Origin of the sequence: Actinomyces acetigenes, assembly GCF_031296635.1 — a bacterium.
Classification (GTDB): Bacteria; Actinomycetota; Actinomycetes; order Actinomycetales; family Actinomycetaceae; genus Actinomyces; species Actinomyces acetigenes.
In genome coordinates, this window is the sequence record NZ_JASPFC010000004.1 from 79,576 (window position 1) to 93,109 (window position 13,534).

The window sequence follows — 13,534 nt, forward strand, 5'->3', positions numbered from 1 at the left end:
CGCTATCACCCGAAAGCATCGTCCGCGTTGTCGATTCCGGGTTAAGTATACACAGCGGTAACCCGTCAACCGGTCGGGCTGAGACCGTTCAGAACCGGGAGCCTTGAGGAAACTCGAGCATTGGTAACGATAAATTGGGGTACGTGATCTCTTTGTAGCCAAGATTCCTTTTGTGTCACGGTTTTATTTGCGCAGTAGATCCTGCCCCCCGCAGCGCGCTCTCGCCGACGGCGGTCGCGCACGAAGTGCCTCTGGTGACTCAGCCGCAGGATCCCAGGTCCTGCTCGTGAGCATCGAGCCCCCACGATCCGCTGCGCACACCATGGAGACTGACCGGCACCGTCCGAAGGTGAGCCGGTCACGCAGCCCGCTACCAGTTCTGCAGCGATCCGGCGATGGGACGCTCCCATCATGAGACGAATGGCAGGCTTGCATTGTTCCGGGGAGGGTGGCGTAGGGTGGCCTTCATGACGCACATCGTTCTGACGACCACAACCGCTCGAGGCGCACAGGCGCTCGCGGTCATGTGTGGTGCGCAGATGTGTTGCTGTCGGGCCTGTTGATCCCTTCCCCTCCCCCAGTGCTGACCCAGTGCTGAACCTGCCCGGGGATCGCGACGACGCCTCACTACAGCTCTGACACCGGCCGAGAACGATGACCGGCCCTGACTTCCCAGGCTCCCGTGCCGCGTATTCCGCTCGTCAGTACGGGGACGCCCTTCCACAAGCCCTGATGGCCTGAGGCTGCGTCCGCTCCTACCCAGCTCACTCTGCTTGGGCTTCTCGTGCTCCTCCCCCACCGTTTTCACAGGGACGCCTCAGCGTCTTGCGCATCGAGGTCCGTTCCCACCACCACAGGAGAAATCATGTCCTCGTCCTCGCCGTCCTCGTCCTCCTCTTCGTCTTCCCATCCGTCCCAGTCCTCCGACTCTTTGACCTCCGTTTCGTCAGATGCCGAGGTCGTGGAGTCTCAGGAGGTCACGGCTGACAACGCCGCCGCGATTCTGGCAGCCGATGACGACATCGACGACCTTGACACCAATGAGTCGGGCCAGTCGCATCACGGCAAGCCGTCACGGCGCACGCTGCTCACGTTTGGGGGGCTCGCAGCCGCTGCCGTGGTCGGCACCGGCGCGTACCTGACGATCCGGCGCACCAACCAAGGAGTCATCGGGGCCCACGAGGCACTCCCCCTGGTGATTGGCGGCGACATCTGCGCCGCACCGCTGTACGCCGCCTACCACCAGGGTTTCTTCGACGACGCGGGACTGAAGGTCACGCTGGCGCGCACCCAGCAGACCGAGGACACCAAGGACGGCGTGGGCGCCGGCAAGTACATTGGCGCTCCTGGGATCTTCTTCTCCTGGCTGGAGCCGATCTACAACGGCCTCAACGCCAGGCTCACCGCAGGGCTCCACGCCGGCTGCCTGCGCCTGGTGGTGCGCAAGGACTCTCCGTATCAGAAGCTGGCTGATCTGAAAGGCACCACCATCGGCGTGCCGTCACTGTCGTCATCCGCTTTCGCCTACTTCGCGATCGGGCTGTCTGAGGCCGCCATCAACGTCAAGCCGGATGGAGGCGACATCACGTGGCGCACAGTCGATGCGGACTCCTTGGGGACCGCGCTGACCGACGGTCGGGTGGACGCCATCATGGGCTCCGACCCCGGACCGCTGCTTCCCGTCTTCAACGGGACGGCCCGTGAGCTGGCCAACAACGACGCTGAGGAGTTCTGCTGCTCGGTGGCACTCAACGGGGACTTCGTACGTCGGCAGCCCCAGGAGGCGAAGGCTCTGACCGAGGCCTGGTTGAAGGGCTCGGCCTACGTACCGGACCATATCGAGGAGATCGCCAAGATCGAGGTCGACAACGACTACGTCGCCGCGGACCAGGACGTCGTCGTCCGGGTGCTCAAGACATACGGGTTCAAGGCCTCGGCCTCCAGGTTCCGGGCCGCGATCGAGCCCGGCATCGAGAAGTTCAAGGGGACCGGTTTCATTGCATCCGACGTCTCCGCCCGGAAGCTGACCGACACCGTCGTCGCCGACCTCGGCATCAAGGACTGATTGACGATGCCCACTGAGGTGAGTCCCACGACCGCATCGACCGCGTCCTCCAAGCCCATCGACGATCGGCTTCCACAACCGCCCTCCTCCACAGCCAGGCAGAGCGCACCAAGCGATCACCGTTCCAGCGCAGGCGCTTTTGTGAGCACCACGGCACTGTTTCTGTGGCTGGCCTACCTGGTCATCGTCGTTGCCCTGCCGCAGGCAGACCTTCTCCGCAAGGAGTCAACCACTCCAGTCACAGTCCTTGCCGGGACATGGCTGATCGCCCTGATCGCGTGGACACTCACGGCACGGGTCCGACCGGCCTGTCCGGCAGCGAGGTCACTGGCGCACTTCCTGCCCTGGATCAACGCCGCCGGCGCATGGTTCATCGTCTGGCAGCTGACAACATCCAAGCTCGGACTGCTCACGCCCCCGTACTTCGCCGCCCCAGAGGTACTCATCGCCTCCTTCCTCGGTGACTGGAGGCTGCTGCTCAGCTGCCTGGGCGCCTCGGCGCTGCTGTTCATCATCGGGTACACGGCCGGATCGGTGCTGGGGTTCTTCACAGGCCTGCTCATGGGCTGGTCGAGGCGCGCCGACTACTGGCTCCATCCGCTCCTCCAGACCATCGGCCCAGTTCCAGCGGCCTCGCTCCTTCCGCTGGCGCTGCTGCTGCTTCCGACGACGTACACCTCAGCAGCCTTCATCGTCGGCTTCGGCGCCTGGTTCCCCATGGCGACCATGACCCGCGCGGGAGTACGCTCCGTGCGCCGCGACTACATCGACATGGCCCGCACGCTGGGAGCCGACGAGCTCTTCCTCATCAGGCGGGTGGCCGTGCCCTCAGCGCTACCGGACATGCTCACCGGCCTGTTCACAGGCCTGGGCACCTCGCTCGCCGCCCTCATGACCGCCGAGCTGACCGGCGTCGACAAGGGCCTGGCCTGGTACATCAACTGGGTCAAGGGCTGGGCGGACTACCCCCGGATGTACGTGGGCCTCATCATTCTGGTGACCTTCTGCCGCACGCTCATGGTCATGCTGTTCAAGATCCGCTCCTCGCTGCTGGCATGGCAGCAGAACCTTGTGAGGTGGTGAACCGATGTCTGCTAGTTCTCCAACGGCTGCTGGCGCGCCGCAGGTCTCAACTCCGTCCGCCCCTCGTGGCGCACAGGTCGATCTCACTGGTGTCTCCCACAGCTACCCCTTGTCCCATGACCTGGAGCACGGGTGGCTCCATCTGCTGCTGCGCCAGTTCTCCCCCGCTGCGAGGGCTCGCTATGAGGCAGAGGCTGCCAAGCCGGATCAGCTTCCCGTCCTCAATGACATCGACCTGACGGTCGCACCCGGCGAGTTCGTCTCGCTCGTGGGGCCCTCCGGGTGCGGCAAGTCCACGATCCTGAGACTGCTGGCCGGGCTGGAGCAGCCCGTCGAGGGCGGCGTCACCGTCGACTCCACGCAGGTGACCGGGCCCTCGCCTCTGCGCGCGCTCGCGTTCCAGGACGCCACGCTGCTGCCGTGGAGGACAGTGCGGGACAACGTCGCCCTGGGCCCCGAGGCGAGAGACCGTATGGAGCGCGACCGGCGCCGGGTGGAGGCCGCCCTGCAGATCGTGGGGCTGCGGGACTTCGCCGATTCCTACCCCGCCACGCTCTCAGGCGGTATGGCTCAACGAGCCTCGCTGGCCCGAGCCCTGGTCAACCGGCCCCGGCTCTTCCTCCTGGATGAGCCCCTGGGCAAGCTCGACGCCCTGACACGCCTGCAGCTCCAGGACGAGATCCTCAAGCTGTGGGAGTCCCAACGCTTCACCGCCGTCCTGGTCACCCACGACGTGGACGAGGCCCTGCGCCTGTCCAACCGAGTGGTCGTCCTGTCCGAGCGCCCCGCGCACATCGTCGCCGACATCGAGGTGCCCGAGCACGACGAGTCAAGTGAGGAGGTCCGCGAGCTGCGTCGGGAGATCCTCAGCCTCCTGGGCCGGTGATCGGGCCACGAGACCGACCTCACCTGTGATCCAGCCCGTGGAGCGCGGAGTTCCGCCGATTCTCCCGTAGCCTGGACACAGGAGCGATCCGTGCCCTGTTGACCCCGTTCGGGTTCTGCCGCACCCGGTGTGCGGCACGAGCATCCCGTGAGTCTGTGCGTGTTAGCCCATGAGTCACCCGGCCAGTCCGGGTGCGGGGCGAGTGTGGTGGGCCAGGTACGGCAAAGAGCGGAGGACAAAAGGTCCTCCCCCACACTCCGCCGCGGTCCCCACCATCTTCATGGGGACAGATATGGGAAAACTTCATGACTCACTCCAGCAGCACTGCGCCCGGCACCTCCGACGCTCAGAGCACCGACAGCAACGGCCCTCTCAGCCTTGACGCTCTCTTCTCCGCCGAGCTCTCCGGCGGCGAACCGGCCGACCCGGCTAAGAACGGCGAGAACGACGAGAACGGCGCCGTTGCCGCGCCGCACCAGTCCGACGACACCACCTCCTCCCCCGCGGACTTCGCCACTCCCGCCTCCTCCGACTCCCCCGAGGACCCTGAGGACGTCGACCACGACGACGAGGCCGACGACGTCGACCGAAACCGCCCCGAGGCCGACCCAGAGGACGGGATCGACAACTCCGACGAGGACGACGGCGTCGACATTGATGAGGATGAGGTCGACGGCCATGCCCCCTTCATCGACACCGACGCCGATTCCGACACTGATTCTGACGGCCACCGGCACGACGCCGAGCACACCGCCTCCCCGCGCAACCGGGACAAGATCGAGGTGAGGACCGCTCAGGAGGACGAGGAGATCACCTTCGCCGACCTGGGTCTTCCTTCGGACCTGCTCAAGGCCGTCACCGACATGGGCTTCGTGACCCCCACCGCGATCCAGAAGGAGGCGATCCCGGTCCTGCTGGCCGGCCGCGATGTCGTCGGCGTCGCCCAGACCGGCACCGGCAAGACGGCGGCCTTCGGGCTGCCGCTGCTCGACGCCGTCGACTCGCGCGACAGCGTGGTTCAGGCACTCGTCCTGGCCCCCACCCGCGAGCTCGCGCTCCAGAGCGCCGAGGCCATCACCGACATGGCCGCCCGCTCCCGCGGCCTGGAGGTGGTGGCCGTCTACGGCGGTGCCCCCTACGGCCCCCAGATCGGCGCGCTCAAGGGCGGTGCCCAGGTCGTCGTCGGCACTCCCGGCCGCGTCATCGACCTCATTGACAAGGGCGCGCTCCAGCTCGACGACGTGCGCTACTTCGTCCTGGACGAGGCCGACGAGATGCTGCGCATGGGCTTCGCCGAGGACGTCGAGACGATTGCGCAGTCCCTCCCCGCCGATCGACGCACCGCCCTGTTCTCAGCGACAATGCCTCCGGCCATCCAGGCCGTGGCACGCCAGCACCTTCACGAGCCCGTTCAGGTCGAGGTCTCCAGGCCGGCCTCCACGGTCGCCACCGTCCACCAGACCTACGCGGTGGTTCCGTTCCGCCACAAGATCGGCGCCGTGTCCCGAGTCCTGGCCGTCACCGACGCCGAGGCCGCCATCGTCTTCGTGCGGACCAAGTCCACGGCCGAGGACGTCGCCATCGAGCTTGCGGGCCGGGGCATCCAGGCCGCTGCGATCTCCGGTGACGTACCCCAGCGCGAGCGCGAGCGCCTGGTGGAGCGGCTGCGCGCCGGCACCCTTGACGTGCTGGTGGCCACGGACGTCGCCGCCCGGGGGCTGGACGTGGACCGCATCGGCCTGGTCGTCAACTTCGACGTGCCCCGTGAGGCCGAGGCTTATGTGCACCGTATCGGTCGCACGGGCCGCGCCGGCCGCCATGGTGAGGCCGTCACCTTCCTGACCCCCAAGGAGAAGGGCAAGCTCCGCCAGATCGAGCGCCTCACCGGGACCCGTCTGGAGGAGATCACCCTGCCCTCCCCCGCGGACGTCTCCGAGCACCGCGCCCGCAAGCTCCTGTCCAAGGCGGCGGCCCGCCATGAGCGCGGTCGGCTGGGTATGTACCTTCCGCTGGTCGCCGACTCCGCCCGGGAGCTGGATATCGACGTCGAGGAGCTGGCGGCCACGCTGCTGGCTCTGGCCGTGGGTGATGAGGGACCGCGCAGGCGCGAGGAGCGTGGCGGTGAGCGCCCCCAGCGCGCCCGCCGGGAGGAGAACCTCGACTCCGAGGGGACCTTCCTGTCGGCGTCCTTCGAAGGCGGGCGTGAGAAGAACCGTCGCGGCGAACGGGGCGACCGAGGGGAGGGACGCCGCTCGGCCACCCGTTCCGGGCGCCGCGAGCACGAGGGGCCCGGGACCGTCTACCGCGTGGAGGTGGGGCACCGGGACCGGGTCCTTCCCGGCGCGATCGTTGGTGCACTGGCCAACGAGGGCGGTATCGAGGGCTCCGACATCGGCAAGATCGACATCCTTCAGTCCTTCTCCCTGGTCACGATCTACGCCGACCTCAGCCCCGAGCAGCTGAGTGTCATGGGGCGGGCGACCTTTGGGGGCCGCGAGCTGCGGATCCGCCCCGACGAGGGCCCGGGTCACGGCTGGTCCGGTCCCAACGGCGCAGAGCGTCGTCCCAAGCGCCGTGACTGGGAGGACCGTAAGGATCGCGGTGAGCGCGGCTTCCGTCCCCGCCGTGATGACGGCGAGCGTGGTTGGAAGGACCGTGATGGGCGCGGCGGCAGGGGCGGTTACGACCGCTCGGAGCGCCGTGACAACCGTCGGTGGGACGAGCGTCGTGGCGACCGGGACGGCTTCCGCGGCCGGCGCGAGGACCGGGGCGGTCGCGGTTATGACCGCGACGGTTACCGGGATGACCGCCGTGGCTACGGCGAGCGCAACCAGAACCGCTTCGGCGGCAACCGGGGCGGCTTCCGCGGCCGACGCGGCGACCGCTGAGTCCAGAGGACTCCACTGATGCGGCTGGGGGCGGCAACACGCGTTGCCGCCCCCAGTATTTTGCCAGCCGGCCGCCGCATTGGTGGGTGCTCAGCCCCTGCGCACCCGCACAGTTCCCATCTGCGCGCGAGCCCTCAGCTCGAGGCGCCTCTCGAACAGCTCGGGGTGGTCCTGGCGGGGAAGGTCGATCGTGACTCGACCGAAGTCGGAATGGCAGTCTGCCAGGACCGCAGTTCCCTCAGGCACCCCCACCGACACGGTTCCCATCTCACTGGACAGATCCAGGGATCCTTCATACGCCTCAACGATCTTGACCGAGCCGGCCTCCGTGTGGGCCAACACGGTGCCGGAGGTGGAGCGGATGCGCACCGAACCGGCTTGGGCCCGCACGTTCCCGTCATGCAGAGCACCGATGACGATGGAGCCGGCGTCGGCGTGCACCTGCACACTCGTGCAGTCGCCCAGCCGGATCGATCCCGCCGAGGTCCGTATCTGCACCTGCTCCCAGGAGTGCTCAGCGCTGATCGATCCTGCATCGAGGCGGGCATCCAGGCGCGTACCGTGCGGCACCGTGACCCGAACCCGAGATGTCTGCGGGCCCCATGGCCAGATGCCCGCAAATCGCTCACGTCCCACGAGAGCGATCTGACGGATGCTCACTTTGGCTCCGTCGGCGGTGACGTCTAGGAGGGGTTCCAAGATCTCGTCGGCCTCGACGGTGATCGTGCTGCTCCCCCCTGGCGCGGTCACCACGCTCAGGGTGGACAGGTCCAGGACGAGGTTCGGCTGGACGTCATCGGGAAGGTCAAAGGTCCATATCGGCATGGGTGGTCTCCTCAGGTTTCAGGTGTCTGCGCGGACTGCCGCACTGGTCAGGCAGCGGAGAAGTGATTGGGCTCGGACCAAGTCGGTGGCACGACGGCGCGGTGGCACGGATCAGCCGAACCACCCAGTGAGCTTCACCCCGGAGGTCCGCCGCCCTGTCGGTCCAGTGGGCCGGCCGGAGTGGTTTCCGGCGCCGTCGAGCTCACTGCCACCACGAGCGGCCCCACTGCCAACGGTCCAGGTACCCGCTGAGCTCCAAGAGCCTGACGGCGACTCATGTCCTGCCAGCGCGCTGCGAGCCGCCTCGACGAGCCAGGCATTGACCGAGCGTCCCTGGCTCCGGGCTGCGGCGTCAATCTGCTGCTTGAGCGACTCGGGCAGGCGCAGCGTTGTGCGGACCTCCGGTCCCTCCTGCACCTCAGGTGCCGCGTGCGCCGGAGTATCGGTATAGCGTTCCGGCCCCGTCACGTAGCCCTGATCCTGCTCATCAGGCCGATCAGCCTGGGTAGCCAGAAGATGGGGTGTCGAACCGTCCATCACCACGGCGACATGTGCTCCGTCGAGCTCGCTGTTGAGCTCATCAGCAGTGTCCGTCAGCATCTGCAGGGCCACGAGGCGCAGAGCCGGATCGAGTGCTGCCGTCAGGGAGCGGGCCACCTCCTGGGTCCGTTCGTCGCCCAGGGACGAGGTCTCCACAAGGGTCCGGCGCAAGGTCTCGGTGTAGGCGTCCAAATGCATGGCACCATTTTGACACTATCAGTCATGCCTGTCCAGAGAACATGACGCCATAATGGTGTCATTCAATGTGAGTAGATGGTGTCATTCGAGATGATTCGATCCAGAGTCTGTGCGAGCTCCACCCACCCGTGCGTCTCGGCCTTGAGCAGCTCGATGAGCTCGGCGTTCACGACCTCGTCGGTGGCCCGGCGCAAGCGCTCAATGATCCGTCTGCTGTGGCGTCTGGCCTGCAGGCGGGCCAGCAACGTTCCCAGCCCTGCCAGGACCAGTCCGGTCAGCAGGCCTCCGAGCAGGAGGATGGTGGGCCAGGGGACCGCCCCCCAGCGCGGAACGTCGATGCTGACGAGCAGGAGGTAGTCCTCCAGCACGTGAATGGCCACCAGCCACAACCCGCCGATCAGTGCCGTCAGTGCGGTCACCCACTGCAGCATGTTGGCGAGCCCCCACCAGACCGGGCGCTTCCACGTCCCGTAGTCCACCTGGGCCACAGCCAGTTCCAGAGGCGCGGCAAGCCTCTCGGCACGCTCGTCACTGCGCAGGACGGCCTGAGCGGCCAGGTCGCCGGGCAGAGCGGAGCAGGCCGCCACGGCGTAGACGTGAGCGCTGCTGCGCAGCCTGCCCGTTGCCGCAGGCCCTGCGGGGGGCAGAGAGGTCAGGTCGATGACGCCGGGGCCCGTGGCGCCGTCGGATTGTTCGGCGTCTGCGGACTTCGGGGCCGGTGGTCGCCCGGTTCCCAGGTGAAGGGCTCGAAGCGGGTCGCGCCGCAGGTGCTCGATCCACCGCAGCCAGAACCAACCGACTCGGGTATGGGCCCGGTGACGGTCCGATCCTTCAACCGCCTGCGAGACGACGTCGACTCCGGCGAGGCTCGCGGCCGCCAGCCGAAGCGCATCGAGGGACTGACGTACCTGCGGCGCCTGCCGAGCGGCCGGGTCCGGTGTTGGCGCACCGAGGCCTAATGGAGTAGTGATGAGCCCCGTGCGTTCCCCCAGCTCACTGGCTGCGCGCCTGGCGTGGGCGACGAGACTTCGAGCGCTGGCCAGCCTGCTGGAGGCGACGGAAGCCACGGCGTGCGCCAGGGTCTCAACGCCCTGTCCGGTGCGGGCACTGACGGGAATCACTGAGACGGTTCCAAGACCTTCCCGGTCCAGAATCCTCCTGAGGTCGCTGAGCACTGCGTCCCGGCTCTCAGGGTCGAGCCGATCCACCTGGTTGAGGGCGACCACCATGACCTCGGCGTGCGCCGCCATGGGAATGAGGAAATCACGATGAACGACGCCATCGGCGTACTTCTCCGGATCGAGGACCCACACCAGGACATCGACCTTGCCCGCCATGCGCTGGGCGATGACCCGGTGCGCGGGTTCGTCGGAGTCGATGTCGGGCAGATCGACCAGCACCGTGGACCCGCCCAGGGCCCAGTCACCGTCGACGCGCACCCTGTGGCTGATGGAGAGCCAGTCCAGCAGCTCAGTGGCTTCGACAGCCGTGTCTGGGACGACGGCGAGGGGCTGGGTGGTCGTCGGGCGGGTGCGGGCGGTTCGGGACACCTCGGAGCCGGCCATGGCGTTGGCGAGGCTGGACTTGCCCGACCCGGTCGCCCCGAGAAGGGCCGCCACGGTGGTCTGCGGCGCCAGACGCCGTCGGTGGGAGGCCTGCGTGAGGACGTCCCGGGCCTGGGTGAGCTCTTCGCCCAGACCGAGCCGCTCGCCCAGGTCGACGGCCCTGGCCAGGTCCTCAAGAACCTGCGGCAGGTCTAGGGCGCCGGGGCCGTCGGTCGTCACCTGGCCCTCCTGCCGGCCGTCCGACGGCCGCGGGCCGCCGGCAGGGCGCGCAACGACGTGGCCGCCTCCTGGCAGGCCTGAAGCTGTTCTCGCAGCGTGTCGGCGCTGGGGGTGGGCAGCGGAAGAGCATCGGTGAAGCACTTCGCCTGGTTGGCGAACAGGGCCGTGGCACGCTCGCAGAGGTCCTCCCGGGCCCGCTTGGTCATGCCGCGCATCGCCTGGTCTCCGAAGACGGCCTCCAGAACGCGCTGAGCCAGGATGGCAGTGCCGCCCGCGATCCCCACCTCTCCCCCGGACAGTCCGCCGGTGTGGGCGAAGACGAGGATCATGAGAACGACTCCGGCGCCGTTGATCCCCAGGGACAGCAGGCGGGCGGTGAGCCGCTTGTCAGAGCCCTCGGCTCGAACGAGCGTGAGAACCTGACGCTGCCAGTCGTGGACGAGGGCCGCGGCGACGACCTCCAGCCCGGTCTGACTGGGCACCTCAGCCAGGGCCCGGTTCAGGGCCTGCTGGGAGGTGCCGGCCCGTCTCCAGGAGCGTTCCGTGGCCAGACAGGCCCGTTGGGACTCGGCGACCAGGAGCTCGACCAGGGAGGAGCCGATCGCCTGCTCAACGCGCTTGGCCGGGGCCGGACGTCCCCGCAGGAGCGACGTGACGCGGTCGCGGACCCTCCCCACCTGCGCCTCCAAGGACCGGAACAGGTCCCCGGTGCCCACGAACTCCTGCCAGCGGGCCAGCACCTCACCGTGCAGCATGGAACCGTCCTCGGTGGCCTCGATGACGCGTGCCAGAGCGTCATCGTGCTCGGAGGTGGCTGCTCGACGCAGCTCGGCGTGCTCGGCCTCCTGGGAGCCCAGCTCGACGGCGAGCAGCTCGCTCTGCGTCAGGAGGGAACCGATGGCGCCGGTCAGGCTGCGGTGCGCGACGTCCTGGCGAGCGGCCGCGTCGGAGGCCAGTGCCCCCAGCCACTGGCGCAGCGGCGACACGCAGGACTCAGGCAGGAAGCCGTCATCGTCCAGAGCGGTCTCGGGAATCGTGAAGACGGGCGCCTCAGCCAAGTTCGCCTCCGCGAGCCGGCGCCGCAGGTCGGCCTCCACCTCGATCTGCGCGCCCTGCGGTACGCGGTCCAGGACGATGGCGGCCGTGATGTGCCGCTCGGCCGCGGCCCGCAGGTGCTCCCAGGGGACGGCGTCGGCGTAGCGAGCCGCCGTGGTGACGAAGATCCACAGGTCTGCCCCGGCCAGGAGCGTCGCGGCCAGGTCCCGGTTGTCCTCGACCACGGAGTCGACATCGGGCGCGTCCACGATCGCCAGTCCCTCGGGCAGCCCCTCGCAGGCCCGCAGCTCGAGCTCTCTGGGCGTGTGGTCGGTGGCCGGGCTCGCCGGTGCGTCGGCGTCCACGCGCATGCGCGACAGGGAGCCCAGGACCCGGTCGGTGTCGAACCAGGCGGCGTCGGTCGGTGCGTGCAGCAGCAGGGGGCGACGCGTGGTCGGGCGGATCGCCGAGGCCCTGGCCACGTGCCTGCGAACGAGCGAGGACACGAGGGTCGACTTGCCGGCCCCGGTCGAGCCGCCGACCACGGCCAGCAGCGGGGCGTCCAGGCTGGCCAGGCGGGGAAGGATGTAGTCGCCGAGCTGGTCGCGAATGAGCGTGGCCTTGTCGGCGGCGGCGGTTCCTTGAAGGACGTAGGGCATGGACAGGGCGGTCAGGCTGTCCCGGAGGGCGGACAGCGCCATGGTCGCCTGCTGGACGTGGTGCGTGCTGCTGGACTCGCTCCGGCTGGGGGTCATGAGGCTGAGTCGACCTCGCGGCCGTCCTGGGAACAGGCCGCGGCCGGGCTGACGGTGATCCGTGGGGCGGCGTCGGCGGTGGGCGGCTGCCAGGTGGCGGCGTCGGCCTCGACCTGCTCGCCGGAGCGGATGTCCTTGACCGAGTCGGGGGCTCCGTCACCGCCGGGGAACCACACGAAGGGGATAGACCGTTTGTCCGCGGCCTTGATCTGCTTGCCGAACTTGGCGGCGCTGGGGGCCACGTCGGCGCTAATGCCGCGAGCGCGCAGCGCATCGGCGATGGCGTCGGAGGCGCAGCGGTGGGCCTCGTCGGTGACTGCCACGAGCACCGCCGTGGGCACGGAGCGGCTGACCTCCACCAGGCCCTCACCGATGACGCGGGCCAGGAGCCGGGACAGGCCGATGGAGATGCCCACACCGGGGAAGGTGCGCTTGCCGTTGGTGGCCAGGGAGTCGTAGCGGCCCCCGGAGCACACCGAGCCGAGGTCCTCGTGGCCGGCCATGAAGGACTCGTAGACCGTGCCGGTGTAGTAGTCCAGCCCGCGAGCGATCTTGAGGTCGGCGATGACGGCGCCGGGGCGGCGTCGTCCGGTGGCCTCGAGCAGGGCGGTCAGCTCGGCCAGGCCCTCGTTGAGGAGCTCGGTGGGCTCGGCACCGGCCAGCGCCCGCAGGACCTCATCGGAGACGTCCTGGCCATCGGTGCCGGTGATGGTGGCGAGCCTGAGGGCCTGCGCCGCCTGCTGCGCGCTGATGCCGACGCTCTGGGTGAGCTCAGCGGCCACCTTCTCGGGGCCGATCTTGTCGAGCTTGTCGACCACGCGCAGGACCTCGATGAGCTGGTCCGTGTCGATGCCGATCGACTGGTAGAAGCCCTGAGCGACCTTGCGGTTGGAGACGTGGATGGTGACCGCGGGCACCGGCAGGGCGCTGAGCGCCTCGTGCATGATGAGGGGGACCTCGACGTCGTGGTGGAGCGGCAGGACGCCGTCACCGACGATGTCGATGTCGGCCTGGATGAACTCGCGGAAGCGTCCCTCCTGGGGGCGTTCCCCACGCCAGACCTTCTGGATCTGGTAGCGCTTGAACGGGAAGGTCAGCAGCCCGGCGTTGTCGACGACGTAGCGGGCGAAGGGGACGGTCAGGTCGAAGTGGAGCCCTAGCTGCTTGCGCGGATCCGTCTCGGACTCGGCGTCGACGGGATCGGCCTGCAGGCGGCTGAGCAGGTAGACCTCCTTGGAGGTCTCCCCCTTCTTCGTCAGCTCGCTCAGTGGCTCGACGGCGCGGGTCTGGATGCCGCTGAAGCCGTGGAGCTCGAAGGTGCGGCGCAGGATGTCGACGAAGTGCTGCTCGACGATGTGGCCCGCGGGGAGCCACTCGGGGAAGCCGGACAGTGAGGAGAGAGCTTGTCGTACCTGTGCCATGGTCCGCATTGTGTCATGACGAGCAGTGAGGCTGCGCGTCGCCGTCGGGCCCTG

At 68.5% G+C, this 13,534-nt stretch carries 9 protein-coding genes; 4 read left to right on the forward strand and 5 right to left on the reverse strand.

Annotation, left to right across the window (positions count from 1 at the left end; translation table 11 throughout):
* Positions 1 to 865: 865 nt before the first annotated feature.
* From RIV14_RS02585 to RIV14_RS02600, 4 genes are all read left to right on the forward strand, one after another.
* Positions 866 to 2,065: an ABC transporter substrate-binding protein gene (locus RIV14_RS02585; RefSeq protein WP_075372302.1), complete on the forward strand. Its 1,200-nt coding sequence runs from the start codon at positions 866 to 868 to the stop codon at positions 2,063 to 2,065.
* A 6-nt stretch (positions 2,066 to 2,071) separates the two neighbouring features.
* Positions 2,072 to 3,148 carry an ABC transporter permease gene (locus RIV14_RS02590; RefSeq protein WP_075372301.1) on the forward strand — a complete coding sequence of 359 codons (1,077 nt, stop codon included), beginning with the start codon at positions 2,072 to 2,074 and terminating at the stop codon, positions 3,146 to 3,148.
* A gap of 4 nt (positions 3,149 to 3,152) precedes the next feature.
* Positions 3,153 to 4,034, forward strand: coding sequence for an ABC transporter ATP-binding protein (locus RIV14_RS02595; RefSeq protein WP_075372300.1), 882 nt, complete (start codon positions 3,153 to 3,155; stop codon positions 4,032 to 4,034).
* A 305-nt stretch (positions 4,035 to 4,339) separates the two neighbouring features.
* On the forward strand, positions 4,340 to 6,922 hold the full coding sequence (locus RIV14_RS02600; RefSeq protein WP_075372299.1) for a DEAD/DEAH box helicase: 2,583 nt from the start codon (positions 4,340 to 4,342) through the stop codon (positions 6,920 to 6,922).
* A 90-nt stretch (positions 6,923 to 7,012) separates the two neighbouring features.
* On the opposite strand, the gene RIV14_RS02605 is transcribed toward RIV14_RS02600, so the two are convergent.
* The 5 genes from RIV14_RS02605 to hisS all read right to left on the reverse strand — a co-directional run bounded on the left by RIV14_RS02605 (position 7,013) and on the right by hisS (position 13,489).
* Positions 7,013 to 7,747 (reverse strand): DUF4097 family beta strand repeat-containing protein, encoded by a 735-nt coding sequence (locus RIV14_RS02605; RefSeq protein ID WP_075372298.1) that lies wholly within the window; start codon positions 7,745 to 7,747, stop codon positions 7,013 to 7,015.
* 111 nt (positions 7,748 to 7,858) lie between these two features.
* Positions 7,859 to 8,485: a ribbon-helix-helix domain-containing protein gene (locus RIV14_RS02610; protein WP_075372297.1), complete on the reverse strand. Its 627-nt coding sequence runs from the start codon at positions 8,483 to 8,485 to the stop codon at positions 7,859 to 7,861.
* A gap of 62 nt (positions 8,486 to 8,547) precedes the next feature.
* Entirely contained in the window at positions 8,548 to 10,269 is a 1,722-nt protein-coding gene (locus RIV14_RS02615; RefSeq protein ID WP_075372296.1) for a GTPase, read from the reverse strand.
* Entirely contained in the window at positions 10,266 to 12,059 is a 1,794-nt protein-coding gene (locus tag RIV14_RS02620) for a dynamin family protein (RefSeq protein ID WP_075372295.1), read from the reverse strand. Before RIV14_RS02620 ends, RIV14_RS02615 begins: the two co-directional genes overlap by 4 nt.
* The gene (gene hisS, locus RIV14_RS02625) at positions 12,056 to 13,489 is read right to left on the reverse strand and encodes a histidine--tRNA ligase (protein ID WP_075372294.1); all 1,434 of its coding nucleotides are present in this window, start codon (positions 13,487 to 13,489) and stop codon (positions 12,056 to 12,058) included. The genes RIV14_RS02620 and hisS overlap by 4 nt, the downstream gene beginning before the upstream one ends.
* Between the last annotated feature and the right edge of the window lie 45 nt (positions 13,490 to 13,534).

Coding starts and splice junctions, on each gene's coding strand:
- RIV14_RS02585 (WP_075372302.1), top strand. CDS start 866: ATGTCCTCGTCCTCGCCGTCCTCGTCCTCCTCTTCGTCTTCCCATCCG.
- RIV14_RS02590 (WP_075372301.1), top strand. CDS start 2,072: ATGCCCACTGAGGTGAGTCCCACGACCGCATCGACCGCGTCCTCCAAG.
- RIV14_RS02595 (WP_075372300.1), top strand. CDS start 3,153: ATGTCTGCTAGTTCTCCAACGGCTGCTGGCGCGCCGCAGGTCTCAACT.
- RIV14_RS02600 (WP_075372299.1), top strand. CDS start 4,340: ATGACTCACTCCAGCAGCACTGCGCCCGGCACCTCCGACGCTCAGAGC.
- RIV14_RS02605 (WP_075372298.1), bottom strand. CDS start 7,747: ATGCCGATATGGACCTTTGACCTTCCCGATGACGTCCAGCCGAACCTC.
- RIV14_RS02610 (WP_075372297.1), bottom strand. CDS start 8,485: ATGCATTTGGACGCCTACACCGAGACCTTGCGCCGGACCCTTGTGGAG.
- RIV14_RS02620 (WP_075372295.1), bottom strand. CDS start 12,059: ATGACCCCCAGCCGGAGCGAGTCCAGCAGCACGCACCACGTCCAGCAG.
- hisS (WP_075372294.1), bottom strand. CDS start 13,489: ATGCGGACCATGGCACAGGTACGACAAGCTCTCTCCTCACTGTCCGGC.